Origin of the sequence: Lachnotalea sp. AF33-28 (assembly GCF_003477885.1) — a bacterium.
In the GTDB taxonomy this organism is placed as follows: domain Bacteria; phylum Bacillota; class Clostridia; order Lachnospirales; family Lachnospiraceae; genus AF33-28.
Genome location: NZ_QUEE01000014.1, coordinates 60,371 through 85,813, shown reverse-complemented (window position 1 = coordinate 85,813; position 25,443 = coordinate 60,371). Strand labels below are relative to the sequence as shown.

22 protein-coding genes are annotated in these 25,443 nt (G+C 50.1%); 16 read left to right on the top strand and 6 right to left on the bottom strand.

The window, feature by feature from the left end; all coding sequences use genetic code 11:
* Nucleotides 1-21 precede the first annotated feature (21 nt).
* Both DWZ56_RS17635 and DWZ56_RS17630 read left to right on the top strand, forming a co-directional pair.
* On the top strand, nucleotides 22-555 hold the full coding sequence (locus tag DWZ56_RS17635; protein ID WP_118557922.1) for a peptidylprolyl isomerase: 534 nt from the start codon (nucleotides 22-24) through the stop codon (nucleotides 553-555).
* A 40-nt stretch (nucleotides 556-595) separates the two neighbouring features.
* Nucleotides 596-1,111, top strand: a complete 516-nt coding sequence (locus tag DWZ56_RS17630) for a GNAT family N-acetyltransferase (RefSeq protein ID WP_118557921.1) — start codon at nucleotides 596-598, stop codon at nucleotides 1,109-1,111.
* Nucleotides 1,112-1,227: 116 nt separating this feature from the next.
* Here the strand turns inward: DWZ56_RS17630 and DWZ56_RS17625 are convergent, their stop codons facing one another.
* A complete protein-coding gene (locus tag DWZ56_RS17625; RefSeq protein WP_118557920.1) occupies nucleotides 1,228-1,917 on the bottom strand; it encodes a hypothetical protein in 690 nt (229 codons plus the stop codon).
* 404 nt (nucleotides 1,918-2,321) lie between these two features.
* On the opposite strand from DWZ56_RS17625, the gene DWZ56_RS17615 reads away from it, so the two are divergent.
* A complete protein-coding gene (locus DWZ56_RS17615) occupies nucleotides 2,322-3,116 on the top strand; it encodes a DUF624 domain-containing protein (RefSeq protein WP_118557918.1) in 795 nt (264 codons plus the stop codon).
* A gap of 124 nt (nucleotides 3,117-3,240) precedes the next feature.
* Here the strand turns inward: DWZ56_RS17615 and DWZ56_RS17610 are convergent, their stop codons facing one another.
* Nucleotides 3,241-4,473: an AI-2E family transporter gene (locus DWZ56_RS17610; RefSeq protein WP_118557917.1), complete on the bottom strand. Its 1,233-nt coding sequence runs from the start codon at nucleotides 4,471-4,473 to the stop codon at nucleotides 3,241-3,243.
* A 138-nt stretch (nucleotides 4,474-4,611) separates the two neighbouring features.
* Here DWZ56_RS17610 and DWZ56_RS17605 point away from each other — a divergent pair, with 138 nt between their 5' ends.
* From DWZ56_RS17605 to DWZ56_RS22960, 5 genes are all read left to right on the top strand, one after another.
* Complete coding sequence (locus DWZ56_RS17605) at nucleotides 4,612-6,366, top strand: M3 family oligoendopeptidase (RefSeq protein WP_118557916.1); 1,755 nt, start codon at nucleotides 4,612-4,614, stop codon at nucleotides 6,364-6,366.
* Between the two features lie 267 nt (nucleotides 6,367-6,633).
* Nucleotides 6,634-7,506: a 4-(cytidine 5'-diphospho)-2-C-methyl-D-erythritol kinase gene (gene ispE / locus DWZ56_RS17595; protein WP_118557914.1), complete on the top strand. Its 873-nt coding sequence runs from the start codon at nucleotides 6,634-6,636 to the stop codon at nucleotides 7,504-7,506.
* Nucleotides 7,507-7,588: 82 nt separating this feature from the next.
* Nucleotides 7,589-8,281 (top strand): GntR family transcriptional regulator, encoded by a 693-nt coding sequence (locus DWZ56_RS17590; protein ID WP_118557966.1) that lies wholly within the window; start codon nucleotides 7,589-7,591, stop codon nucleotides 8,279-8,281.
* A 4-nt stretch (nucleotides 8,282-8,285) separates the two neighbouring features.
* Nucleotides 8,286-8,480, top strand: coding sequence for a hypothetical protein (locus tag DWZ56_RS17585; RefSeq protein ID WP_118557913.1), 195 nt, complete (start codon nucleotides 8,286-8,288; stop codon nucleotides 8,478-8,480).
* A 49-nt stretch (nucleotides 8,481-8,529) separates the two neighbouring features.
* Nucleotides 8,530-8,694, top strand: a complete 165-nt coding sequence (locus DWZ56_RS22960) for a hypothetical protein (protein WP_176927196.1) — start codon at nucleotides 8,530-8,532, stop codon at nucleotides 8,692-8,694.
* A gap of 63 nt (nucleotides 8,695-8,757) precedes the next feature.
* On the opposite strand, the gene spoIIR is transcribed toward DWZ56_RS22960, so the two are convergent.
* The 3 genes from spoIIR to DWZ56_RS17570 all read right to left on the bottom strand — a co-directional run bounded on the left by spoIIR (nucleotide 8,758) and on the right by DWZ56_RS17570 (nucleotide 11,696).
* Nucleotides 8,758-9,372 (bottom strand): stage II sporulation protein R, encoded by a 615-nt coding sequence (gene spoIIR / locus DWZ56_RS17580; protein WP_118557912.1) that lies wholly within the window; start codon nucleotides 9,370-9,372, stop codon nucleotides 8,758-8,760.
* Between the two features lie 160 nt (nucleotides 9,373-9,532).
* Nucleotides 9,533-10,576 carry a lipid II:glycine glycyltransferase FemX gene (locus DWZ56_RS17575; protein WP_118557911.1) on the bottom strand — a complete coding sequence of 348 codons (1,044 nt, stop codon included), beginning with the start codon at nucleotides 10,574-10,576 and terminating at the stop codon, nucleotides 9,533-9,535.
* Nucleotides 10,577-10,580: 4 nt separating this feature from the next.
* The gene (locus DWZ56_RS17570) at nucleotides 10,581-11,696 is read right to left on the bottom strand and encodes an alanine racemase (RefSeq protein WP_118557910.1); all 1,116 of its coding nucleotides are present in this window, start codon (nucleotides 11,694-11,696) and stop codon (nucleotides 10,581-10,583) included.
* Nucleotides 11,697-11,898: 202 nt separating this feature from the next.
* Between DWZ56_RS17570 and murI the strand changes: the two genes are divergently transcribed.
* Both murI and DWZ56_RS17560 read left to right on the top strand, forming a co-directional pair.
* Nucleotides 11,899-12,717: a glutamate racemase gene (gene murI, locus DWZ56_RS17565; RefSeq protein ID WP_118557909.1), complete on the top strand. Its 819-nt coding sequence runs from the start codon at nucleotides 11,899-11,901 to the stop codon at nucleotides 12,715-12,717.
* Nucleotides 12,718-12,805: 88 nt separating this feature from the next.
* Nucleotides 12,806-13,228, top strand: coding sequence for a DUF1934 domain-containing protein (locus DWZ56_RS17560; RefSeq protein ID WP_118557908.1), 423 nt, complete (start codon nucleotides 12,806-12,808; stop codon nucleotides 13,226-13,228).
* 6 nt (nucleotides 13,229-13,234) lie between these two features.
* Here DWZ56_RS17560 and DWZ56_RS17555 read toward each other — a convergent pair whose 3' ends face one another.
* Nucleotides 13,235-13,699: a hypothetical protein gene (locus tag DWZ56_RS17555; RefSeq protein WP_118557907.1), complete on the bottom strand. Its 465-nt coding sequence runs from the start codon at nucleotides 13,697-13,699 to the stop codon at nucleotides 13,235-13,237.
* Nucleotides 13,700-14,037: 338 nt separating this feature from the next.
* Between DWZ56_RS17555 and rpoB the strand changes: the two genes are divergently transcribed.
* The 6 genes from rpoB (at nucleotide 14,038) to rpsL (ending at nucleotide 25,263) form a co-directional block, all read left to right on the top strand.
* On the top strand, nucleotides 14,038-17,892 hold the full coding sequence (rpoB, locus tag DWZ56_RS17550; RefSeq protein WP_118557906.1) for a DNA-directed RNA polymerase subunit beta: 3,855 nt from the start codon (nucleotides 14,038-14,040) through the stop codon (nucleotides 17,890-17,892).
* A gap of 85 nt (nucleotides 17,893-17,977) precedes the next feature.
* Nucleotides 17,978-21,652, top strand: coding sequence for a DNA-directed RNA polymerase subunit beta' (gene rpoC / locus DWZ56_RS17545; protein ID WP_118557905.1), 3,675 nt, complete (start codon nucleotides 17,978-17,980; stop codon nucleotides 21,650-21,652).
* Between the two features lie 150 nt (nucleotides 21,653-21,802).
* Complete coding sequence (locus DWZ56_RS17540; RefSeq protein WP_118557904.1) at nucleotides 21,803-21,967, top strand: FeoB-associated Cys-rich membrane protein; 165 nt, start codon at nucleotides 21,803-21,805, stop codon at nucleotides 21,965-21,967.
* A 344-nt stretch (nucleotides 21,968-22,311) separates the two neighbouring features.
* Nucleotides 22,312-22,917 (top strand): hypothetical protein, encoded by a 606-nt coding sequence (locus DWZ56_RS17535; protein WP_118557903.1) that lies wholly within the window; start codon nucleotides 22,312-22,314, stop codon nucleotides 22,915-22,917.
* A gap of 42 nt (nucleotides 22,918-22,959) precedes the next feature.
* Nucleotides 22,960-24,588, top strand: coding sequence for a flotillin family protein (locus DWZ56_RS17530; protein WP_243095345.1), 1,629 nt, complete (start codon nucleotides 22,960-22,962; stop codon nucleotides 24,586-24,588).
* A 261-nt stretch (nucleotides 24,589-24,849) separates the two neighbouring features.
* The gene (gene rpsL, locus DWZ56_RS17525; protein WP_118557902.1) at nucleotides 24,850-25,263 is read left to right on the top strand and encodes a 30S ribosomal protein S12; all 414 of its coding nucleotides are present in this window, start codon (nucleotides 24,850-24,852) and stop codon (nucleotides 25,261-25,263) included.
* Nucleotides 25,264-25,443: the final 180 nt, after the last annotated feature.

The window sequence follows — 25,443 nt, the reverse complement described above, 5'->3', positions numbered from 1 at the left end:
TGATTAAAGGAGATCTTTATAATGGCACAGAATCCAATTGTTACAATTGAAATGGAAAATGGGGATGTGATCAAGGCGGAGCTGTATCCGCAGACCGCGCCCAACACGGTGGCTAATTTTATAAGCCTGATTCAGAAGAATTTCTATGACGGACTGATTTTCCACCGAGTGATCAAGGGATTTATGATTCAGGGCGGATGTCCGGAGGGCAGAGGAACCGGCGGCCCCGGCTACAGTATCAAAGGAGAGTTCTCACAGAACGGATTCCAGAATGATTTAAAGCATACCCCCGGTGTCCTTTCCATGGCCAGGGCACAGCATCCGGACAGCGCAGGATCTCAGTTCTTTATCATGCATGAGACTTCTCCCCACCTGGACGGCCTCTATGCGGCGTTCGGACAGGTAACAGAGGGTATGGATGTGGTGAATAAGATTGCAGAAACCAGAACGGACTGGTCCGACCGCCCGATGCAGCAGCAGAAGATGAAAAAGGTAACGGTAGATACCTTCGGCGAGGAGTACGGTGAGCCGGAAAAGACGGGATCTCAATTTTAAGGTTCTTTTGTAAGAGGGCTGCAGCTGATATCGGAGGTTTATGGACAGCATAACGGTAAAACGGGTGGAGCCCGGCGATTCCAATTTTTTATATCAACTGATGAACACTCCACAAATAATGAGTGCCTTAAACGAGCTCCCAACGAGCAGAGACAATTGGACGGATGCGGTGGCCTGCTGGGAGACTGATGACGATGAACTGGATTTTATCGTTTGGAGCGGTGACAGGCAGATCGGCTGGCTTGCATTTAATGGATTGTCTGCGCCTGACCAGACCGTATACCTGAAGATGGCTGCTATTTTGCCGGAATACCAACATAGGGGGATTGGAACGCATGCATTATCTCGGCTCCTGGACGTTATGAAGGAGAAAAATTTTGCCCGCGCGATCCTTTTTACCAATCAGGAAAATGAAAGCGCACTAAGGTGTTATCAGAAATGCGGCTTCAAAGTAACAGAAAAGCTGACACAGACAATGACCGACGGCACTGTGACGAGGCGTTATAAAATGGAGTGTATAATCAATGATGGTGACGAAAAAATCCGCTTGATCTAACAGATCAAGCGGATTTTCCTTGTGCCACAGATGGTAAATTTAGATTTGTAAACGGGCAAATGTTCTGCATCGTCTGTTTCAATGAAAGAGACCCTACTATTGTTATCTCAACCTGATCATGATTCAAACGCATAGGTGAGAAACTGCAGCACTGTCTCCAGATTGCCGGAATTGATCAATATAGAAAAATAGGGATGTTCGTTGGAAAAACCGGCAGTTTCGGTAATCCTCGTCCCTCCGATGTCGATGGCGGCGGCGTATGTATTCCCATCCGCATCCTTGGCAGTGATGATCCGGTCCTCGTCTGTCAGCTTCTGAAACAGTTCATCAGGCAGGGCCTCTTCCAGATCCATGAAGCCCATATCCCGCGAATACATGTTGATTAACGATTCCGGTGCGATCATGACATCCAGCTGTTTCGCAGCCACCATGGCTACGAGCTTGGCCTGATAGGCCATGGCGGATTCATCCGTGATAGAACCGTCCGGATTGAGGTACATGCTGGAATCAAAAAACATGCGCTGGCTGTTGGAGTCAAAACCGATAAACTGTCCGAAGTCCTCCTTTAGGGCATCCGTATCCAGGGTGACGTTTTCGTTGAGGATTACAACATTCAGTATTTCATCCTTCGAATTTTCCCGCACGGTGGTTATGACGCTAACTATTATGATCACAGCCACAATCACAAAAATGATATGAAATTTATAGTATTCTCCGATATACCAGAGCTTGTCCTTAAAGGACATGTCTTTCAGTTTGCCCTTCTCTTCCTTTAAGGCTTTTTTCAGGCTCTTTTCGTCATCCATTTTGTACATCCTTTCGCTTTCGGTTTTTATAACAGGCCACCCGGAAGATGTCTGCGATGCAGACAAAAAAATCAGCACAGTTATAATGTCTGCCGACATTATAGCATGTCAGAAAGCTGACATGCCCCTCCGGGGGATGTGCATGATTTTTCATGGAAAAATGTCTGCGATGCAGACAAAAAATCAGCACAGTTATAATGTCTGCCGACATTATAACATAAAATAAAAAAAATGGGGGAGGCATTTCATTAAAAAACTATAAATAAGGGACAAACAATTTGATTTTTAGAAGGTGTTTCGATATAATGTATAGTAATGCAAACAGCGGTGGGAAAATGTGCGGAATATGAACGTGCGGCCCGGCGGTCTGTAATAGAGAAGCTTAGAAAGACAGGAGATAAGAAATGAGCGGTTTTTTTAATTTGGACAATCCGGTATGGAGATTTATCGGAAAACTGGCGGACGTATTTATATTAAGCGTGCTGTGGACAATCTGCAGTCTGCCGATTTTTACCATAGGTGCGGCAACGACCGCTATGTACTATGTGACGTTGAAGCTGGCATCGGATGACGAGGGCTATACAGTCAGAGGATTCTTTAAGTCCTTTAAGCTGAATTTCAAGCAATCTACGATTATATGGCTGATTATAGTTGTGGTAGGACTTGTTCTGTATGTGGATATCCGGTTTTTCTGGAGCATGGACAGTACCGTAGGCAAAGTGTTCTCAACGATCTTCCTGGCTGTTATCCTCATGGGGATCTTTATGGTGAGTTACATATTCCCGGTCACTGCCAGATTTTATAACTCTACGAAAAAGATGTTTATCAATGCACTGTTCATGTCCATCAGACATCTGGGCTGGACCATATTAAATCTGATCATTGCGGTGGCGGTGCTGATCGCTTCCATCTTTTTCCCGCCGCTGATGATCGTGTCGGTTGGGCTGACAGCGTTTTTGACCTCATACTGCTTTAACCATATTTTTAAGAAATATATGCCGGAAACAGAACTTGAACATCTGGATGAAGCGGCTGAGATGCAGAGAGCCATCGACCGTCTGACAGATGAGATTAAGGCTAAGGAGGGCGAGGATGGTGAGAACGCCGGAGATGCGGTAGATGAAACTGCAGAAGAGGAGCCGTCGGACGCACAGGATTCTGAAACAGAGGAAGGGACAGCGGACGACAGCGAGGAGTAAAACCGGATCTGTTGGAAATGATACCTGTTAACGATTGAGGGTGAAGGACATGTTTGTATGTCCCTCACCCTTTTATTGTCAGAAGCAGGTTCGGTTGGTGGTGAAGGCAGTTTAGACAATTGCGTTAAGAAGGATCTTTGGAATTTTTATCCGATGATTTTGCGGGAGTATCGGGAGGAGTGACATCCACCCCTGCGAAGTGTCGGTCATACCATTCCGCGATAACGATCTTAAGCGTTGCAGCCACCGGTACGGCAATCAGCATGCCGGCAAGGCCGCTGGTGCTCCCTCCGATCAGAATTGCCAGCATGGTGAACACGGCATGAAGGCCTACCTTGCTTCCCACCACCCGGGGTGCCATCAGGTTATTGTCTATCTGCTGGACGATCTGCATGCCGATCACCACCCAGATCACCTTAATCGGCTCTCCCGACAGCAGCGCCATGACAGCGGCCAGCGCGGTGCCGATCCACGGCCCGATGTATGGGATCAGGTTGGTGATGCCGGCGATAATGCCGATCATGACTGCGCTGTCTATGCCGATGATGAACAGGGCGATGGTAGCCATGACTGCCACCACACAGGCTTCCAGCAGCTGACCTACGATATAGTTGGAAAAAGTTGTGTTGGCAATGCTCATGATATGCCGGATGCTCTGGCCCGTCCTGCCGTTCCTGAAGATTATGTAGAATAGCTTATTCCAGAGCCCCATAAAGTATTCCTTATCTTTCAGCAGATAGATGCTTAAGAAAAAGGCGGCGAATAAAGCGATCAGATTGCCGGCGATGCCGGCCAGTGAGCTGAACATGCCCTGCAGCGCGTTGCCGATATAGGTCTGAAGGCTGGCGAGAAGAGAGGTGATCTGGTCCATCAGGGTTCCACCGGCGGTAAGACCCAGGCTTTCCAGGCTCTTTTGTATGGCCTCAGGTGAGAGTTCGCTGTTATTGAGGTAATCGATGATGTATGCCACCACATTGGCGATGGTGGTGTTGCGGGAAATCTGTCCGCCGATCATCAGATAGATGCCCCATACGAAACCGATGATCAGAGCAAATATACCGAAATAGGACACGATGATTCCCACATTTCTGCGCGTTCCCTGCTTTTTGAAGATGCGGTGCGATTCCAGAAAATGTTCCATCCCATATACGGTGAAATGCAGGAGATATGCGGTGATGAGTCCCATGATCAGAGGTTTTATCAGGTTGATCAGAGTTCCGAATATCGATGTAAGCCTCCCGAGGAAAAAGGGCAGGTTATCCAGCAGCTTAAAGGCGAGATAGGTGACGATTGCGGAGATAATCAGATATTTGCAGAACTTCATCAGCTTTTTATCCAGATTGTCGTTGGATTCCATGTCAGAGATCCTTTCTATGTTTTATGCCGATAGTGTAACATACTTTTGGCAGAAAATCCATAGAGGGCAAATGTCCGGTATTCAAAACGTGAGAAATGTGCTACACTGATAATACCAAAAACAGGAGGAAATCAGACTATGAATGGTGAATGGTCATTGGATGTTCTTTATGAAAGCTTTGAAGACGAAAAATATCAGAGTGATTTAAAAAAAGCCCGTGAGCTGGTAGCTGAATTTCAGCAGACTGCTGCCGGACTTGCCGGGAAAGAGACTGCTGCTGCTATCCGTGAGCTGCTTCAGACAGAGGAAAACATGATGCGCGTTCTGGCGGATCTGATTATTTATACTTCATTGAGACAGTCTGCAAATACGGCGGATGTACCGGCCGCCAACTATATGGATCAGCTGCAGATGCTGGCCAGCAGCACCTCGAAAGAGGAGGCGGCGTGCAAGAAATTTATCGCGTCTGTGGATAATCTGGAGGAACTGATTGAACAGGACGGCTTTTTAAAGGAGTATGAGTATCTGCTTCTGGAGACTAAAAAGGAATCCAGGTATCTGCTTGGGGATGATGTGGAGGACGTGATTGCTAAGCTCGATATATCCGGAGGGATGGCCTGGAGCAACCTGCAGAGCTATCTCACCTCTTCGGTGGAAGTGGACTTAAACGGTGAGAAGATCACGCTGTCGGAAGTGCGCAACCTGGCCTACAGCCCGGATGTCAAGGTGCGCAGGGAGGCATATGAGGCAGAGCTTTTAGCCTATGAGAAGATTAAGGACGCCGTCTGCTTTTCCTTAAACAGCATAAAATGCCAGGTGAACACGGTGGCGGAGCTTAGAGGCTATGATTCCCCCCTGGATATGACGCTGAAACAGGCTAAGATGAAGCGGGAAACGCTGGATGCCATGCTGTCCGCCATGAAGGAGTATCTGCCTAAGTTCCATGCATATCTTAGGAAAAAAGCCGAGCTTTTAGGCTATGAAAACGGACTGCCGTGGTATGAACTGTTCGCACCCATGGGCGATCTTGGACGCAAGTTTACAGCAAAGGAAGCCAGAGAGTATCTGATCAGCCATTTTGCGCCGTTTTCACAGGAACTATCGGACATGATCAATCAGGCCTTTGAGGAGAAATGGATTGATTTTTATCCCAGGAAGGGCAAGGTTGGCGGAGCGTTTTGCTGCAATATGCCAAATCAGAAGCAGAGCAGGATCCTCACCAATTTCGACGGCGCTTTAGGGGATGTGGTGACGCTGGCACATGAACTGGGACATGCGTTCCACGGCAAGCAGATCGAGAATCACCGCCCTCTGAACACAGATTATTCCATGCCGGTTGCGGAAACTGCATCCACCTTTAATGAAAACGTGGTCATGAATGCCGCCATCGATGAGGCAGAGGGCAAGGAAAAAATGATCCTGCTGGAAAGCCAGCTGCAGGACACGACACAGATCATATGCGACATTTATTCCAGATATCTGTTTGAGACAGCGGTTTTTGAGAAGAGGAAAAACAGCTTTATGTTTGCAGATGAGCTGAAGGAGCTGATGCTTGACGCGCAGAAGGAAGCGTATGGCGACGGCCTGGACCACAGCGTGCTGCATCCTTATATGTGGGTGTGCAAAGGACATTACTACGACAGCGGTTTAAGTTTTTATAACTTCCCGTATGCCTTCGGAGGATTATTTGCCGGCGGCCTGTATGCACAGTATCTGGAGGAAGGGCCGTCCTTTGTGGACAAATACAAAGCCCTGCTGAAAGCCACGACCGTAAGCTCGGTAGAAGACGTAGCCGCCATGGCAGGCATTGATCTGACCAAAGAGGACTTCTGGAAAAAGAGTCTAAGCCTCATCTCCGCCCGCATCGACACCTTCCTGGCCTACAAAGGGTGAGCCGTTACTGTTCGCTTCTGCTTAACCCTCCCGCGCATGGTAACGCTGATACTTGCAAAGAGGGAAAAAGTTGATTATAATGGTTGCAGGCATGAGCAGTGCACGTAAGTACACAAACGAATTTGCGTTGTGCTCGCACATAAGCAAATTCGTTTGTGTACTTACGTATAGGGCGAAGCCCGAGCGCGAGATGAAGCGCAGCGGAATCGAGCCGCGCACTGCGGAGTTATGGGAAACGCCCCTATCGCCAACACATGGAGGAATCTGATGAACAGCTTACGGCTACGTGCATATGGAAAGATCAATCTGGCGCTGGATGTAGTCAGGAAGCGGGAGGACGGCTATCATGAAGTCCGCATGATCATGCAGACCGTCAAAGTATATGACCGCATCTGGATCCGGCGGGCGCTGGTGCCGGGCATCCGCATCCGGACCAATCTTCCGTATCTGCCCACAAATGAGAACAATCTGGTATATAAAGCCGCCAAACTGCTGATGGACGAAGCGGGTATAAAAGACGGTCTGCAGATAGACCTTCGCAAATATATACCGGTTGCCGCTGGCATGGCAGGAGGAAGCAGCGATGCTGCCGCCGTGCTGTACGGCGTGAACCGCATGTTCGGTCTGTCCCTTTCAAAAGAAGAGCTGATGCGGCGTGGGCTTATGCTGGGGGCGGATGTTCCGTACTGTCTGATGCGTGGGACAGCGCTGGCGGAAGGAATCGGGGAAAAGCTGACGCCGCTGCCGGCCCCCCCCCAGGCATTTGTGTTGATTGCGAAGCCGTCCGTCAGTGTTTCCACGAAATTTGTTTATGAGAACCTGCATGCGGATTCCCTGGCTTCCCATCCGGATGTGGACGGCATGATCCAGGCTATGAAAAACGGAGATTACCGGGGCATGACATCCAGAATGGAAAACGTGCTGGAAACAGTTACGATTCCCAATTATCCGGTGATAAACAGGATCAGGCAGCATATGCTTGGCTGCGGAGCGGACGGAGCGCTTATGAGCGGCAGCGGACCCACTGTTTTCGGGCTTTTTAGCGATCAGAGATCGGCGAGAAGAGCCTATAACAGCATGTTGAACTCAAGGCTGGCAAAACAGGTCTATCTGACCGGCTTTTTCCAGCCGGGCGTCTGAAGATGCATACTGTCGGAAAATATGCAGAAACTGTACTATCGGGACGGGTTTCTGTATGAATACTGTGAAAAATGAGGAATATATGGACGATACGCTGAAATTAGAAGCCAATGAATTTCTCCCGCTGCGCGATGTGGTTTTCCATACGCTTAGGGAAGCGATCCTTCGCGGAAAGCTCAAACCGGGTGAACGGCTGATGGAGATACAGCTTGCCAATAAGCTGGGCGTGAGCAGGACTCCGGTGCGTGAGGCGATCCGCATGCTGGAGCTGGAGGGCCTGGTCACGATGGTGCCGCGCAAAGGCGCTGCTGTGGCGGGCATTACAGAAAAGAGCATGAAGGATGTGCTGGAGGTGCGCAGAGGCATGGAGGAGCTGTGTGTGGCTCTGGCCTGTGAGCGCATGACAGAGGAAGGCTTTGCTGCCCTGGAAACGGCAGCTCTAAGCTTTGAACGCGCCGTTGCGGAAGAACGCGATGTTACGGCGCTGGCAAAAGCGGACGAGGAGTTTCATGATATCATCTATCTGGCGACGGATAACGATAAGCTGATCCTTTTGATCAGCCAGCTGCGGGAGCAGATGTACCGCTACCGGGTGGAGCATGTGAAGGACAAAGAACGCAGACAGCTGATTATTCGGGAACACAGGGAAATTGTCCGGGCGTTGAAAGCCAGAGATCCGAAACTCGCCAAGGAAACAATCTGCCGCCATATCGATAACCAGGAGATCAGTGTGGTGAAAAGCATACTCAAAAACACAGTAAAAGAAGAGGAATGAGGATATGACCTTTAAAGAGCGTTATCTGGCGGGAGAGATTGAGTTTGAAGAAATCGACAGCTATATCAGCAAGTGGAATTTCAGCGATCTGACCTGTACGCTGCGTGAATATCTGGGTTTAAATGCAGAAGAGGAAGATACATGGATCGAGGTCAGCGATGAAGCGCTGAAGGATATGCTGGATGCCCAGAAAAAATGAATGCATATTCTGGTAAAAACGGGAAATGCTATATTCCGAGGTGATAGATATGGCATCCTATGTAGATCCAAGCATTCGGGAAAAATTTGAGTCCCTGTCCATCAATCTGAAAAATGCCATTCTGGAGAAAGACGTCCAGCTGCATACAATTCATGATTTGATCGGAGTCCTGGAGGAGATTGTGGCCGAACAGGAAAGCACAGCGAAAAGATAAGCGGATAAGAAACGGGCCGCGCCATCGCAAATTAGATGTGATGGTGCGGCCTTTTTCCGCGCGCTATTTGCCCATGATCCAGTCAAGCAGCTTGAAGCGGATCTGCGGCTGTCCTGACTGCAGGGAGCGGTATTCCTCATCCGTCAGAACATCCTTCAGCTGTTCTTTGGAATCTGCGGGCACAACGCCCCTGGTGAGATCCGTAAAGCAGAGCGGTGGATAGAGCACGCACCACCAGTTTTTTCCCTGCGCATTTCCGATCTGTATGCGCAGCGCGTCATACCGGCCGGAAGGAAATGTCAGGTCACCGTAGGTTTTAACCGGGAAATAGCAGTTGGATATGGAGACGGCAACAGGCTCGCTGCATCCATTGTCCCTAAGCACCTTCTCGGAGAGAATGCGGATTTCTTCGAGATGGCCGGAGAGCACCTCCTTAGCTTCCTCCCTGTCAGAGAGCCCGAAAGAGAGGGGGGAGATATAATCCACTACGGCGGACTTAACCAGCAGCTTGAGCGCCTGATCCTCTTCGCTGTCACTGTTAGCGATCACATGCAGCCGCAGTATCCGGTCATAAACGCTGCTTCCCTGTGCTCTGGCCGTCCCGCAGAGCGCCAGACCGGAGCAGACCGCCAATAACAAAAGCAGCGCAGCCAATAAATTACGGTTTGATTTATCCATTCTATCTGTCACCTCATATTCTAATATTGATCCTTCGCCGCAGCCCGCGGCACATTATGTACATATGAAACAGGATAGTTAGAGTATGGACAGCCTGCAGGAATCTATACCGCCCTTGGGGCAAATAAAAAGAATCCCATCCGGGGATTCTTTTTAACGTCTATTTGCGCAGCTTTTTCACAGCTTTTTTTGCCATCGGCATTCCGTGCTCGATGATCTTATAAGCAATCGGCCGGAAAATATACCGGTATTCGCCGACAAATTCGGTAAATTCCGCATTGAACCCGCTTTTAAACCGGTACAGCCCATAAAGGTGGTTCTCTTCGCTTAAATCTCCAGAGATGCCCCTGAAGTCGTACAGACGGCAGCCCGTTTCCACAGCCCAACGGATCATCTCCCACTGAAGCAGATAGTTCGGCATCAAATTGCGGTGAGAGTTGGAGGAAGCACCGTACAGATACCATACCTTGTCCCCAAAATGTACGGCGATGGTTCCTGCGATGGCTTCCCCTTCGGAATAAGCCATATAGAGGCGGACATGCTCTCCAAGATTTTCCAGCATATCTGCGAAATACTGCTCCGGACGGATCATGAAATCGTCTCTGGAACCTGTTTCCACCATGATTTCGTAAAAAGCATGGACAGCTTCCCTGCCGCATACCCTTACCTCCACGCCTTTTTTTATGGCCACGCGGATGTTGTAGCGGGTTTTTGGCTTAAACATTGCCATGACCTCCTCTTCGGTTTTCCCTCCGATGGGCAGGCGCATGACGTACTGGGGCTGTATGTTTTCAAAATTCGGAGCCTTTGGAGCCAGAACAAAGCCCAGTTCCTCCATATGTTTCATAAATTCGGTTTCTTCAAACGTCACATCCGGGTCCAGCTTCAGCACATACGAACGGAAGGTTTTCGCTAATGCCTTTGCTCCGTCTAACAGACCCTTCAGAGTTTCTTTGTCATTGATATCACAGACCGGGCCTCTGGCCGCATACATTAGGGTATAGGGAGTCATGGGAATCTTGCGGATCAGGACGGACATGGCACCGCGGATGCTGCCTTCGCTGTCTCTGACCAGTATGCCGCGCCACTGCCAGAAAGGCTTCTGCCTGCCCCAGGCCCGCGTTTGAAGAAAATGTCCTTTGGGATGCTGTTCGATAAACGCTTCAAATTCCTGATGGCTGCCGGGTTCAATTATTTCGTACATGAGTTTACTCCTTTACAAATTCTTTGGGGGTGAATGGATGGATTAAAAGCGGGTTGACTGGGATCTTCACCACATCCCCCACTAAAGCCGGTACATCGGTCAGATCAATGACCATATGGGCAATGCCGAGGCGCCCGATCAGGGGAACCGGCCTGCCGGACAGATACACGCATTTTTGGTAACGCTTTTTAAGCAGAACCGTGGCCGCCAGATGAAGACAGCCATGAATAAATTTCTCAGGAGTATCCCCATAGGCCAGAAAAACGCCGTCGCTGTGTCCCACGCGGATCAGCCCCAGGGTGGAGTCCCTTTTTAAGCGGGCTGTGCTCTGATATCCAATAGTGTCTCCCTTTTTTCTATGGAACTTCTGGTAAATCCTGGCTTCCATCCAGAGGGCGGTTTTCAGTTTTTGGCCGCCGGAAGCCGCCTTGCCGATTAAGGCCGATCCGACGCGCACCGCGTCAAACCCCAGATCGCCCAGGGTCATGACCGCCTGGGAATTGCTGATATGACAAAGACCGGGGTCAATGCCGCAGGAACGTATGGTATCCAGAGCCTGGCGGAAACGGTCTGCCTGAAGCCTGGCATTCTTTTCATAATTTTTCGGTTTGCCTGCAAGGTGTGTATAGCATCCCTCCACCTTTACCCATTCCGTGAGAGATTTCAGGTCCGGCAGCCGGTTATAAAAAAAACCGTATCGGCCCATACCGGTATCGATTTTTAAATGCACCCGGGGTGTTTTGCCGGTTTCTCTGGCGGCAGCGCCAAGCAGCGCGGCCTCTTCCTCGCTTCCCAGCATGAACAGGATATCCTTATTAAGCAGGGCCAGGCACTCGCCGCCATCCAGCACCGGGGACATAAGCAGGATATCTTCCTCACAGCCGAAGCTTCGCAGGGCGAGCGCCTCTTTAGCGTTGGTTACGGCATACAGGGACGGATGCAGGTCTTTCAGTATGGAGTATTCATTATATAATCCCATGCCATATCCGTTTTCCTTCACTACAGCAATAATTTTACCCTTGGTTATGGAGCGGATCACACTATAATTGTGAGCGATGGCAGCAGGATCGATCTTAAGTACGCTTTCCTTTTGATAGATCAGATTGCTATCCTGGTTCATAAGTATACAGCCTGTGGCAATGAAACCACATATTTCCTTTCATAGATTCACTTAAGATATTATAAAGCGGCGGGGATAGGAATGCAAGGAGGAATTCAACCTTGCATTCCGGCTCATTACAGGGTAGAATAAAAAAGAATTCCTCCCGCAGGATTTACCGCAGGTATATTATGGAAAATCGAGTTAAGGAGAATAGAGTGTAATGGATATCAATGCACCGATCGGAGTCTTTGATTCCGGGGTTGGCGGTCTGACCGTGGCCCGTGAGATCATGCGGCAGATGCCGGATGAGAAGATTGTATATTTCGGGGATACTGCCCGGGTTCCGTATGGCAGCAAGTCACGTTCCACAATTATCCGCTATTCCAGGCAGATCATTGCCTTTTTAAATACACAGAAAGTGAAGGCCATTGTGATCGCTTGCAACACAGCCAGCGCCTATGCCCTGTCAGAGCTGGAACAGGAGACGGACCTTCCGATTCTGGGTGTGATCAAGCCCGGCGCCAGGGTGGCAGCCAAAGCCACAAAAAATAAACGGGTGGGCGTGATCGGCACTACCGGGACTGTGGAAAGCGGCGTGTATACGCAGTGCCTTCAGAGTCTGGATCCCCGGATACAGGTGTTCGGCAAGGCGTGCCCTCTGTTCGTCCCTTTGGTGGAAGAAGGCTGGCTCCATGATTTCGTGACTGAGGAGATCGCCAGGCGTTATATGAAAGATCTGGAGTATAAGACCATAGATACGCTGATCTTAGGCTGCACCCATTATCCGCTGATCCGCTCCATGATCGGTAAAATTATGGGAAGCAACGTGACGCTGGTAAATCCGGCCTATGAGACTGCCATAGAACTTAAGCGGCTGCTCGCCGCAAAGAATCTGGCATGCGAGCCGCGCGGCGCGGGCAGCGCGCCGGAGCATGAATTCTATGTCAGTGATGCGGCCGAAAAGTTCAATGAATTCGCAAACTCCATATTGCCCTATGATATCAAAACAACCAAACAGATTAATATAGAAGAATATTAATATTTCCGAAACTAAAAGCGGACTCTCACGAAATCTGTCTGAAGGGTTTGCGGATGTTTACATTGAGAGAATCTGGAGGAACACAGCCATGGATAAATCGGTGACCGTTGTCCTGAAAAGCCGCCAGTCAAACGGCGATGAAACACAGGACATGGAAGTGATGACTGACGGTGAATTTTACGTCAGAGGAGAGAAAAAATACCTTATTTTTGAAGAAATTTTGGAGGAGTCGATGCCCCCGGTAAAGACCATGCTCAAACTGCTGCCGGAGAAGGCTGTACTCACGCGCAAAGGACCGGTGGAATACCAGATGGAATTTGAGCGCGGGAAAAAGAACATTACCTATTATAATACACCCATGGGGAATCTGGTATTGGAAATTGATACGGAAGAAATCGATGTTGTGCAGGAGGAACACAGCTTACAAGTGAATATCCACTATCTTCTGGAGATGGATGGCGAGCCGCTTTCATGCAGCAGCATCGAAATCTGTGTAAAAGAAAAGAAGTAGCAGCTGCTACTTCTTTTCTTTTACATCTTTTTTTGTCTTTTTAAACCGGTCGAGCAGTTTTTTCTTCTTAGGAGCGACAATGGTATTTCCACGCACACCTCTGACCTCTGTTATGTAAATCCCGCTCACCACAGCTTTGACCTCCGTCTTCACCGGCAGCATGTCAAACACCTTCTGATCGCACATCAGTGTCATTACTTTGGGTCCAACCTTAGCCTTTACAATCGGCATCTTCATGCGGCGCGTATACTTCGGCATCTGATCGTAGACCTGTTTGGGAAATCCGGCTTCTGATAATTTCAGCCGCTTTTTATCGATGATCAGCATTGAGACCGTCTGCTTCATGGTCTCCATCAGCTCATTCTGTTCATCCTGCCGTTTCTGCAAGTGCCGGCCGAAAATTATGAGCGCAATGAAAAGAACTACAAGAACACCTAAGACACTTAATAATATAATAGCCCATAGTGGCATTTCGCGATTCCTCCTGTTTTAATTTCACGCTGTACAAGCTTAAGATATTATATCATCACTTCTTTTAAGTTGCAAGTAAAATGGGAATACTATGTAACAGTTCAGACGGCGAGAAAAATAGTGCAAAAGCAGGCGTTGAGCTTGCTCATAAGACTGTTTTTGTGCTATTTTTCACATCGGATGTTTGAACTGTTACACCAGCGGAAACCCAGAAACCCATTTTATGGTTGACAGCTTGACACAGGTATGCTACTATGTAAGATGCACTATTGTGGTGGCATATGCCTTTTGGCATTCATAAATATCACTTATTATAAGAAAATAGGGGTGAAACGTCAATGGAGAATTGCAGAATACGCCCGGTTACCTCCGGTAAGAGCGTAAGAATGAGCTACTCGAAACAAAAAGAAGTTCTTGAGATGCCCAACCTTATTGAGATTCAAAAAGATTCCTATCAGTGGTTTCTGAATGAGGGACTGAAGGAAGTTTTTGATGATATCTCTCCGATATCGGACTTCAGCGGACACTTGAGTTTAGAGTTTGTGAATTTTACATTGTGCAAAGATGATGTGAAATATACAATTGAAGAATGCAAGGAAAGAGACGCAACCTACGCCGCACCTTTGAAGGTAAAGGTCAGACTGATCAATCAGGAAACGGACGAAATCAATGAGCATGAGATCTTTATGGGAGATCTGCCGCTGATGACGGATACCGGTTCCTTTGTGATCAATGGTGCAGAGCGTGTCATTGTCAGCCAGTTAGTACGTTCCCCCGGCATCTATTATGGCGTAGCTCATGATAAATTAGGAAAGGAACTCTACTCCTGTACGGTGATTCCCAACCGCGGGGCCTGGCTGGAATACGAGACGGATTCCAACGACGTCTTCTACGTGCGTGTGGACAGAACCAGAAAAGTGCCGGTGACCGTGCTTCTGCGTGCGCTGGGGCTTGGCACCAATCAGGAGATCGTGGATCTGTTCGGCGATGAGCCTAAGATCCAGGCCAGCTTCCAGAAGGATGTTTCCACCAACTACGAGGAAGGCCTTTTAGAGCTCTATAAGAAGATACGTCCCGGAGAGCCGCTCTATGTGGATACAGCTAAGAGCCTGTTAGAGAGCATGTTCTTCGATGTAAGAAGATACGATCTGGCTAAAGTGGGCAGATATAAATTCAATAAAAAGCTGCATTTCAAAAACAGGATATCAGGCCATGTGCTGGCGGAAGATGTTGTGGATCTTTCCACCGGTGAAATTATCGCGTCCGCGGGCACGACCGTGAACAAAGCGCTGTCAACGGATATCCAGAACAGCGGCGTTTCTTATGTCATGATCCAGACCGAGACTAGAAACTGCAAGGTTTTAAGCAACCTGATGGTGGATATGTCCGCGTATGTGGATTTTGATCCCAGATCTGCCGGCGTGACGGAAAATGTGTATTATCCGGTTCTGATGGAACTGTTAAATAACTATTCCGGAGAAGAACTGAAGGAGGCCGTGCGCAAAAATGTACACAGCCTGATTCCCAAGCACATTACTAAGGAAGATATATTCGCTTCCATCAATTATAATATGCATCTGGAGTACGGCATCGGCAACAGCGATGACATCGATCATCTGGGCAACCGCCGGATCCGCGCCGTAGGCGAGCTTCTGCAGAACCAGTACCGCATCGGACTTTCCAGAATGGAGCGTGTGGTACGGGAGAGAATGACCACTCAGGACATTGAAGGGGTTTCCCCTCAGTCCCTGATCAATATCAAACCGGTGACCGCGGCGGTGAAAGAGTTCTTCGGAAGCTCCCAGCTGTCACAGTTCATGGATCAGAACAACCCGTTAGCGGAGCTGACCCACAAGAGACGTCTGTCCGCATTGGGCCCCGGCGGTCTGTCCAGAGACCGTGCGGGATTCGAGGTCCGCGATGTTCACTACTCCCATTACGGACGTATGTGCCCGATTGAGACTCCGGAAGGTCCTAACATCGGTCTGATCAACTCTCTGGCAACCTATGCGAGGGTGAACGAATACGGCTTTGTGGAGGCGCCTTACCGTGTTGTGGACAAGACGGATCCGAAGAATCCGGTCGTAACCGATCAGGTGGTTTATCTGACTGCGGACGAAGAGGATAACTATATCGTGGCGCAGGCGAATGAGCCCCTGGATGACGACGGCCATTTCGTGCATAACAATGTATCCGGACGTTTCCGCGAGGAAACATCCGAATTTGAAAAGAAGAGCGTGGATCTGATGGACGTATCGCCGAAGATGGTATTTTCCGTGGCGACATCCATGATTCCGTTTTTACAGAACGATGATGCCAACCGTGCGCTGATGGGTTCCAACATGCAGCGTCAGGCAGTGCCGCTTTTGCTCACCGAGGCTCCGGTTGTGGGCACCGGTATGGAAGAGAAGGCCGCCGTTGACTCGGGCGTCTGCGTGATCGCGAAGAAGGACGGCGTGATCGAGCGCTCCGCATCCAATGAGATCATCATTAAAAATGATGACGGCAGCAGGGATGTGTATCATCTGATCAAATTCAAGAGAAGCAACCAGAGCAACTGTTACAACCAGAAGCCCATCGTCTATAAGGGCGATAAGGTGAAGGCCGGCGATGTCATTGCCGACGGCCCTTCTACCGATAACGGAGAGATCGCTCTGGGCAAGAATCCTTTGATCGGATTTATGACCTGGGAAGGATATAACTATGAGGACGCAGTTCTGATCAGCGAGAGGCTGGTGCAGGACGATGTATATACTTCGGTCCATATCGAGGAATACGAGGCGGAAGCCCGTGATACCAAACTGGGGCCGGAAGAGATCACCCGCGATGTGCCGGGCGTAGGCGAAGACGCGCTGAAGGATCTGGATGAGAGGGGAATTATCCGCATCGGAGCTGAGGTGCGCGCCGGCGATATCCTGGTGGGCAAAGTAACTCCCAAGGGAGAGACAGAGCTGACCGCAGAGGAGCGTCTCTTACGCGCGATTTTCGGTGAGAAGGCCAGAGAAGTAAGGGATACATCCCTTAAGGTTCCTCACGGCGCTTACGGCATCGTGGTGGATGCCAAGGTATTTACCAGGGAAAACGGCGATGAGCTCTCACCCGGCGTTAACCAGACTGTCCGCATCTACATCGCGCAGAAGAGAAAGATCTCCGTAGGCGATAAGATGGCAGGCCGCCACGGCAACAAGGGTGTTGTTTCACGCGTGCTCCCGATCGAGGATATGCCCTTCTTACCCAACGGCCGTCCTCTGGACATCGTGCTCAATCCTCTGGGCGTTCCTTCCCGTATGAATATCGGGCAGGTGCTGGAGATCCATTTGAGTCTGGCCGCAAGGGCCCTGGGCTTTAATGTATCCACCCCGGTATTTGACGGCGCGAAGGAAATTGATATTATGGATACCCTGGACCTGGCCAACGATTATGTGAACCTGTCCTGGGAGGAATTTAAAGAAAAGCATGAAAAAGAGCTGGTTCCGGAAGTGATGGATTATCTGGGAAGCCACCTGGAGCACAGAGAGCTCTGGAAGGGCGTGCCGATCTCCAGAGACGGTAAAGTCCGCCTGCGCGACGGACGTACCGGCGAGGAATTTGACAGCCCGGTTACAATCGGACACATGCATTACCTCAAGCTGCATCATCTGGTAGACGATAAGATCCATGCGCGTTCTACCGGACCATACTCCCTGGTAACCCAGCAGCCTCTGGGCGGTAAAGCGCAGTTCGGCGGACAGAGATTCGGCGAGATGGAGGTTTGGGCGCTGGAGGCATACGGCGCGGCCTACACCCTGCAGGAGATCCTGACTGTTAAATCGGATGATGTGGTCGGACGTGTGAAGACCTACGAAGCGATCATTAAGGGTGAGAATATTCCAGAGCCAGGTATTCCGGAGTCTTTCAAGGTGCTGTTAAAGGAACTGCAGTCCCTGGGTCTGGATGTGAAGCTGCTGCGTGATGACAACACGGAAGTGGAACTGATGGAGACGGTGGATTACGGCGAGACCGATTATCGTAACCTGATTGAAGGGGATGACAGGCACTTTAATGAGTCCTATGATGATATGGGATATCAGCAGCAGGAATTTGAAGGCGAAGAGTTAGTCCCGGTTGTTGACGATGATTACACGGAAGAGGATGATTTCTCGGATCTGGAAGATATCGAAGAAATCGATGACGAGCCTGCCGAAATCGAATGACGGATGGCGCTGGCTCCGTGTAAAGCCGGAGGCGCACACGTCATAAAGGGGTAACTTAAGGTAAATATAGAAGGGAGTGCCACTCATGCCTGGAACAACAAACGAAACGTATAAACCTTTGGTATTTGACGCCATCCGTATCGGACTGGCGTCTCCCGAAAAGATTCTGGAGTGGTCCAGAGGCGAGGTGAAAAAGCCGGAGACCATCAACTACAGGACATTAAAGCCGGAAAAAGACGGTCTGTTCTGCGAGAGGATTTTCGGGCCCAGCAAGGACTGGGAATGCCATTGCGGTAAATATAAAAAGATCAGATATAAGGGTGTAATCTGCGACCGCTGCGGCGTTGAGGTTACGAAAGCCAGCGTCCGCCGTGAGCGTATGGGCCATATCAAACTGGCTGCGCCGGTATCTCATATCTGGTATTTCAAGGGAATCCCGAGCCGTATGGGTCTGATCCTGGACCTGTCCCCGCGAACCCTTGAAAAGGTGCTGTATTTCGCGTCCTATATCGTTTTGGATGCGGGAGACACCAATCTGCAGTACAAACAGGTGCTGTCAGAGAAGGAATACAGGGATGCCTATGATACCTGGGGCAACCGTTTCCGCGTGGGAATGGGAGCAGAAGCGATCCAGGAACTGTTAAAAGCCATCGATTTGGAAAAGGATTCCGATGAATTAAAGAGAGGGCTGAAGGACGCCACCGGACAAAAGCGCGCCCGCATCATTAAGCGCCTGGAAGTGGTGGAAGCATTCCGCACCTCCGGCAACAAGCCGGAATGGATGATCATGGATGTGGTTCCGGTCATTCCTCCTGATCTTAGGCCTATGGTGCAGCTTGACGGCGGCCGTTTCGCCACCTCGGATTTAAATGACCTGTACCGCAGGATTATCAATAGAAACAACCGTCTGGCAAGGCTTTTGGAGCTGGGCGCACCTGATATTATTGTAAGAAATGAAAAGAGAATGCTGCAGGAAGCTGTGGATGCGCTGATCGACAACGGCAGACGCGGCAGGCCGGTAACCGGCCCGGGCAACCGTCCGCTGAAATCTCTCTCCGATATGTTAAAAGGTAAGCAGGGCCGTTTCCGTCAGAACCTGCTTGGAAAACGTGTTGACTATTCCGGCCGTTCCGTTATCGTGGTAGGACCTGAATTAAAGATTTACCAGTGCGGCCTTCCCAAGGAGATGGCGATCGAACTGTTTAAGCCCTTTGTTATGAAGGAGCTGGTGGCCAACGGTACAGCGCATAATATTAAGAGCGCTAAAAAGATGGTAGAGCGTCTGCAGACAGAGGTATGGGATGTGTTGGAGGATGTGATCAAAGAGCACCCGGTTATGTTAAACCGTGCTCCTACGCTGCACAGACTCGGTATTCAGGCATTTGAGCCGATCCTAGTGGAAGGCAAGGCAATCAAGCTCCATCCGCTGGTATGTACCGCTTACAACGCGGACTTCGACGGCGATCAGATGGCTGTCCATCTGCCCTTAAGCGTGGAAGCGCAGTCCGAATGCCGTTTCCTGCTGCTGTCTCCGAACAACCTCCTAAAGCCTTCGGACGGCGGCCCCGTTGCGGTTCCTTCGCAGGATATGGTGCTGGGAATTTATTACCTGACACAGGAAAGACCCGGAGCCAAGGGGGAAGGAAAGTGTTTCAAGAGCGTGAATGAGGCGATTCTGGCTTATGAAAACGGTGCGCTCACGCTGCATTCCAGGATCACCGTGCGCGTCACTAAGAAGACGCCCGACGGCAGAGTGATTACCGGCAATGTGGAATCCACGCTGGGAAGGTTTATCTTCAATGAAATTATCGCGCAGGATCTGGGCTTTGTGGACAGAAGCGTTCCGGGCAATGAGCTGAAGCTGGAAGTGGATTTCCATGTAGGCAAGAAGGGCTTAAAGCAGATCCTTGAGAAGGTCATCAATATCCATGGCGCCACCAAGACGGCGGAAGTGCTGGATAACATCAAAGCGATGGGATATTCCTATTCCACCCGCGCGGCCATGACTGTTTCCGTATCGGATATGACCGTTCCGGAATGCAAGAAGGAACTGATCGAGAAGGCCCAGGCTACGGTGGACCGTATCGCGAAAAATTTCCGCCGCGGTCTGATCACCGAGGAAGAGAGATATAAAGAAGTTATTGAGACCTGGAAAGAGACCGATGATGTGCTCACCCATGAGCTGCTTTCCGGGCTGGATAAATATAACAACATCTACATGATGGCCGATTCCGGAGCCCGTGGTTCCGATAAGCAGATCAAACAGCTGGCCGGCATGCGCGGTCTGATGGCGGATACAACCGGACGTACGATTGAGCTGCCCATCAAATCCAATTTCCGTGAAGGTCTGGACGTTTTGGAGTACTTCATCTCCGCACACGGCGCCAGAAAGGGTCTGTCCGATACGGCTCTGCGTACTGCTGACTCCGGATACCTGACCAGACGTCTGGTGGATGTATCCCAGGATCTGATCATCCGCGAGACCGACTGCTGCGAAGGCAAGGAGATTCCTTTCATGGAGATCAGAGCCTTTAAGGATGGCCGTGAAGTGATTGAGAGCCTGGAAGAAAGACTGACAGGCAGATATATCGCCGAGACCATCGTGGATCCGGATACTGGTGAAGTGGTGGTGAAGGCCAACCACATGTGTACTCCCAAGAGGGCGGCCGCAGTGGTGAAGGTGCTTGAGAAGCTCGGCAGAGATTCCGTCAAGATCCGCACCATCTTAAGCTGTAAGTCCCACATCGGTGTCTGCGCAAAATGCTATGGCGCCAACATGGCGACTGGAAGCCCGGTACAGGTGGGCGAGGCTGTCGGCATCATCGCCGCTCAGTCCATCGGTGAGCCCGGTACACAGCTGACGATGCGTACTTTCCATACCGGCGGCGTTGCCGGCGATGACATCACACAGGGTCTTCCCCGTGTGGAGGAGCTCTTTGAGGCAAGAAAGCCGAAAGGACTCGCGATCATTGCAGAATTCGGCGGTGTGGCTCAGATCAAGGATACAAAGAAGAAGCGTGAGATCGTGATCACGGATCAGGAAACAGGAAACAGCAAGACCTATCTGATCCCTTACGGTTCCCGCATCAAGATTCAGGACGGAGATGTGCTTGATGCCGGCGATGAGCTGACAGAAGGCAGCGTGAACCCTCACGATATCTTAAAGATTAAGGGCGTGCGGGCCGTTCAGGATTATATGATTCAGGAAGTACAGAGAGTATACCGTCTTCAGGGCGTTGAGATCAACGACAAGCACGTGGAAGTCATCGTAAGGCAGATGCTTAAGAAGATCAAGATTGAGACCGGCGGGGACAGCGATGTTCTGCCCGGAACCTCCATGGATGTTCTGGAGTTCAACGATATGAACGAGAAGCTGATCGAACAGGGCTTAGAGCCGGCGGAAGGTAAGCAGGCGATGCTGGGTATCACCAAGGCTTCACTTGCGACGAACTCCTTCCTGTCGGCCGCTTCCTTCCAGGAAACCACGAAGGTTCTGACGGAAGCTGCAATCAACGGTAAGGTGGATCCTCTGATCGGACTGAAGGAGAATGTAATTATCGGTAAACTGATACCGGCCGGTACAGGAATGAAGCGTTACCGTTCGGTGAAGCTGGATACGGATATGAATATGGATGACGAGATACTTTTGTCAGACGATTTCGATGACGATCTGGTGCTGGACGATTTTTCCGATGATATGAATGAGGAGAGCGATGTGCAGGCTCAGGAGATGGTGTCTGCAGCGGAGATCGACGAGTGATGACAGGGTGCGGCCGAAATTTCGGCCGCACCTTTTTCTGTATGCCTTCCTGCTTCGGCCTTTCGGAAAGCTGCATCATCCGTTGACAACGTCGGACATAAAACGTATAATGGAGTTAAATGATAACTGTTATCATTAAGGAGGACATATATGGCAGATCTGATCATAATCGCAATATTGGCCGGCATAACGGCCGCAATCGTTATAAAAATGAGAAAAAACAAAAAAGCCGGGAAATCCGCCTGCGGCTGCGGCGGCTGTTCCGGCTGCTGCCCAGGCGCATCCTGCGGCAGGAAACAGGAAGACACTCTGTAAGTGTAAGCATCGGATGTGCGAGCTGGGTTACTGTACACGGCTGACGATAAAGCAGCGAATGACAGGGCAGAGTATGGTCCTTATAGGGATCCCTTGAAGCCCGCCGGTTCTTTTGCTGCGTAGTTTGCAGCATTAGAACCGCTGCGCGCTTCACGGAGCGAGAGCATGTCCCTATGAGGACCATACTCTGCCCTGTCATTCGCGGGAAGTTTATGGAAGCCATGGACAATAACCCGAGCTGGAATACTTTTAATTCCGAATGCGAAATTCCCTTCCCCAAACGCCCGATTTGTGTTAGAATATGACTAACAACTGCTTCATGTGATTGAAAGAGAGGTGGTTTTATGGAAAAAGTTTATACAATATGCATGGTGATTGGGATCACAGTCCCTCTGGTCATGCTGATTTTCCACGGTCTGTTCGATGCGTTAGACGGTGCGGGGGATGCGGTGAGCAGTATCTTAGACGGTCTGCACATAGATTTTGATCTGGATATAGGCGATACCTCCATCGGTCTGCTCCCGTTGTCCATTCACAGCATCTGCGCGGGACTGCTTCTGTTTGGCACCTGCGGCCGGCTGATCTACCGCGGGGATAATCTGGTGCTCACGAATGTGATTTCTGTGGCCGCAGGTTATGTGGCGGCAGTCATCGTGCATACATTTATTAAAAAGCTTAAGAAGGTGGAGAATACGACCTATTCCAAGGAACAGCTGCTGCTGTTTGACGCAAAAGTTGTGAATACCATACTGCCAGGTTCTTTCGGTTCCATCAGCGTAAGCACCTTTGACGGAATCACGAACTCGTTTCCGGCCAAGGCGGAAGATCCGCATGAAACCATCCGCCAGGATGAGATTGTTTCCATCGTGCGGTTTGAGAGAAACGTGGCGATCGTCAAGATTAAGGACTTGGCCAGGAAGTATGAAGAAGCGCAAGAAAACAGAGCTTGAGTGAGAAATCACTTAATATAAAGCTAAACGGAGGGAATACAAATGTTTGACTGGATGAGTGGCACCACTGTTACCGTTGTCGCCTGCGTTGTGGGAATCCTGATCATACTGCTGGTGATCCTGTCCATGTGGAAAAAGGTTCCGCAGGATAAGGCGGCGGTTGTAACAGGTCTGCACAAGAGGATTATCACCGGCGGGGGCGGTATTGTAATCCCCGTATTTGAGCGGATCGATTATATCTCTCTGGGCAATATCCAGCTGGATGTGATTACGGAAGAGAGCATGTCGTCCCAGGGCGTACCCATCGGAGTTGTGGGCACCGCCGTAATCAAGGTGAAAAATGAGCAGGGCTCCATATTCAATGCAATCGAGCAGTTTACAGGGCGCAATGAAAAGGAAATCGAAACGGCGATCCGCAACACGGCTACCAACGTGCTGGAAGGCAAGCTGCGTGAGATCGTTTCCAATATGACCGTAGAGGAGATCTACAGGGACAGAGAAACATTTTCCGCCAGAGTACAGGAAGTGGTTGGGACAGAGCTGATGGAGATGGGCCTTGAAGTGAAGGTGTTCACGATCAAGGATATCAACGATTCCAACGGATATATCCAGGCGCTCGGCGTAAAGCAGATCGCGGAAAAGAAGAAGGATGCCGAGATCGCCAAGGCAGAGGCGGACAGAGAGACACAGATCGAGACTTCCAAAGCCAGAAGAGCCGGCGAGCAGGCCAGACTGCAGGCGGAGTCAGAGATTTCAGAGGCAGCCAAGTTAAAGCTGGTCAAAGAAGCTTCCTATATGCAGGAACAGCAGGCAGCCAAGGCTAAGGCGGATGCCGCTTATGAGATACAGAAAAACATCACTCAGAAAGAAATCGTATCTGCGGAGATGGACGCCGAGCTGTTGAGGCAGGAGCGCCAGAAGGATATCGAGGCTGCTCAGGTTCAGATCGAGATTGCCAAAGAGCAGAAGAACATAGAGCTGGCGCAGAAACAGGCTGAACGCAAGAAAGAAAGCCTGCGCGCCGAAGTGCTGGAGCCTGCGGTAGCCGATAAGGAAAAACAGCAGACCCAGGCGGATGCGGAGAAATACCGCAAGATCGCTGAGGCGGAGGCACAGGCAGAGGCCCAGAAGAAATTTGCACAGGCGGAAGCGGAAGCCAGGAAGCTGAAGGCGATCGCTGAGGCGGAGGCAATCCGCAGCACAGGCCAGGCTGAGGCGGAAGTCATCAGCAGAAAGGGCCAGGCGGAAGCCGATTCCATCCGCGCCAGAGGTATCGCGGAAGCGGAGGCCATGGAGAAAAAGGCCGAGGCATACCAGAAGTATACCGGCGCTGCTGTGGCAGAGATGCTGATCGACGTGCTGCCGGATGTGGCGGGCAAGATCGCACAGCCTCTTTCCCAGATCGAAAAGATCATCATCATGGACGGCCAGGGTGGCGGAAACGGTGTTTCCAATGTGGCCGGCAATGTTACCGGCGTTATGACCCAGGTATTTGAATCCATGAAGGAAGTCACCGGCATTGACCTTAGTGACATCGTAAAAGCCAAAGGCTATGACGCCCAGGTCACCAGAAACATCAATGTGAACACCGGCGGAAATAAAAATCTGGACGGTGAAGCGGTGGATACGATCGTATCCATGGCAGGGCTTGACAAGGACGGGGACATCTAACAGTTCAGACATCCAATGTGAAAAATAGTACAAAAACAGTCTTATGAGCAAGCTCAACGCCTGCTTTTGCACTATTTTTCCCGCCGTCTGAACTGTTACAATAAAATAAAAGAATTTTCTTGACAATCGAAAACGGAATCGATATAATAAGTAGGCGTGCGAGTGTGCGCCTACTTTTTATGCAATCGTGAGTGGTTGCGGTCGTGTGAAAGGCAGTAAGCAGGATTCGTAGGTGATTATAAAAATCAGGAGGTGAAAAATATGCCTACATTCAACCAGTTAGTAAGAAAGGGAAGACAAACCGCTGTTAAGAAGAGCACGGCTCCCGCTCTGTTAAAAGGATACAACTCCTTAAAGAAGAGAGCGACGGACGATGCGGCTCCTCAGAAGAGAGGTGTTTGCACCGCTGTTAAGACAGCAACCCCTAAGAAGCCTAACTCAGCGCTTAGAAAAATTGCCAGAGTTCGTCTTTCTAATGGTATCGAAGTAACAAGCTATATCCCCGGCGAAGGCCACAACCTTCAGGAGCATAGCGTTGTTCTGATCAGAGGCGGCAGGGTAAAAGACTTACCCGGTACCAGATATCATATCATTAGAGGTACACTTGATACCGCAGGTGTGGCGAACAGAAGACAGGCACGTTCTAAGTACGGTGCTAAGAGACCTAAGAAATAAGCCGTTTTGGACTGACAGCTTATAATTAGGCGGATCGTCATTCACAATTATTTTGAGTAGTGCCGGAATGAAGCATATTTTGAACCATTTATGAGAACGCGCGCTTTATGTGCGCCGTGCCGGTCCTTAGGACCGGTGACAATAGATGAACGTTTAAGAATATCCACAGTGTGAGAACAC

Excerpts from the sequence above, each read along its gene's own strand:
- DWZ56_RS17530 (WP_243095345.1), top strand. The coding sequence starts at position 22,960 with ATGTTTGACTGGATGAGTGGCACCACTGTTACCGTTGTCGCCTGCGTT.
- rpoB (WP_118557906.1), top strand. The coding sequence starts at position 14,038 with ATGGAGAATTGCAGAATACGCCCGGTTACCTCCGGTAAGAGCGTAAGA.
- DWZ56_RS17590 (WP_118557966.1), top strand. The coding sequence starts at position 7,589 with ATGGACGATACGCTGAAATTAGAAGCCAATGAATTTCTCCCGCTGCGC.
- rpsL (WP_118557902.1), top strand. The coding sequence starts at position 24,850 with ATGCCTACATTCAACCAGTTAGTAAGAAAGGGAAGACAAACCGCTGTT.
- rpoC (WP_118557905.1), top strand. The coding sequence starts at position 17,978 with ATGCCTGGAACAACAAACGAAACGTATAAACCTTTGGTATTTGACGCC.
- DWZ56_RS17560 (WP_118557908.1), top strand. The coding sequence starts at position 12,806 with ATGGATAAATCGGTGACCGTTGTCCTGAAAAGCCGCCAGTCAAACGGC.
- DWZ56_RS17610 (WP_118557917.1), bottom strand. The coding sequence starts at position 4,473 with ATGGAATCCAACGACAATCTGGATAAAAAGCTGATGAAGTTCTGCAAA.
- DWZ56_RS17605 (WP_118557916.1), top strand. The coding sequence starts at position 4,612 with ATGAATGGTGAATGGTCATTGGATGTTCTTTATGAAAGCTTTGAAGAC.
- DWZ56_RS17635 (WP_118557922.1), top strand. The coding sequence starts at position 22 with ATGGCACAGAATCCAATTGTTACAATTGAAATGGAAAATGGGGATGTG.
- DWZ56_RS17575 (WP_118557911.1), bottom strand. The coding sequence starts at position 10,576 with ATGTACGAAATAATTGAACCCGGCAGCCATCAGGAATTTGAAGCGTTT.
- murI (WP_118557909.1), top strand. The coding sequence starts at position 11,899 with ATGGATATCAATGCACCGATCGGAGTCTTTGATTCCGGGGTTGGCGGT.
- DWZ56_RS17585 (WP_118557913.1), top strand. The coding sequence starts at position 8,286 with ATGACCTTTAAAGAGCGTTATCTGGCGGGAGAGATTGAGTTTGAAGAA.
- DWZ56_RS22960 (WP_176927196.1), top strand. The coding sequence starts at position 8,530 with ATGGCATCCTATGTAGATCCAAGCATTCGGGAAAAATTTGAGTCCCTG.
- DWZ56_RS17615 (WP_118557918.1), top strand. The coding sequence starts at position 2,322 with ATGAGCGGTTTTTTTAATTTGGACAATCCGGTATGGAGATTTATCGGA.
- spoIIR (WP_118557912.1), bottom strand. The coding sequence starts at position 9,372 with ATGGATAAATCAAACCGTAATTTATTGGCTGCGCTGCTTTTGTTATTG.
- DWZ56_RS17555 (WP_118557907.1), bottom strand. The coding sequence starts at position 13,699 with ATGCCACTATGGGCTATTATATTATTAAGTGTCTTAGGTGTTCTTGTA.
- DWZ56_RS17625 (WP_118557920.1), bottom strand. The coding sequence starts at position 1,917 with ATGGATGACGAAAAGAGCCTGAAAAAAGCCTTAAAGGAAGAGAAGGGC.
- ispE (WP_118557914.1), top strand. The coding sequence starts at position 6,634 with ATGAACAGCTTACGGCTACGTGCATATGGAAAGATCAATCTGGCGCTG.
- DWZ56_RS17570 (WP_118557910.1), bottom strand. The coding sequence starts at position 11,696 with ATGAACCAGGATAGCAATCTGATCTATCAAAAGGAAAGCGTACTTAAG.
- DWZ56_RS17535 (WP_118557903.1), top strand. The coding sequence starts at position 22,312 with ATGGAAAAAGTTTATACAATATGCATGGTGATTGGGATCACAGTCCCT.
- DWZ56_RS17540 (WP_118557904.1), top strand. The coding sequence starts at position 21,803 with ATGGCAGATCTGATCATAATCGCAATATTGGCCGGCATAACGGCCGCA.
- DWZ56_RS17630 (WP_118557921.1), top strand. The coding sequence starts at position 596 with ATGGACAGCATAACGGTAAAACGGGTGGAGCCCGGCGATTCCAATTTT.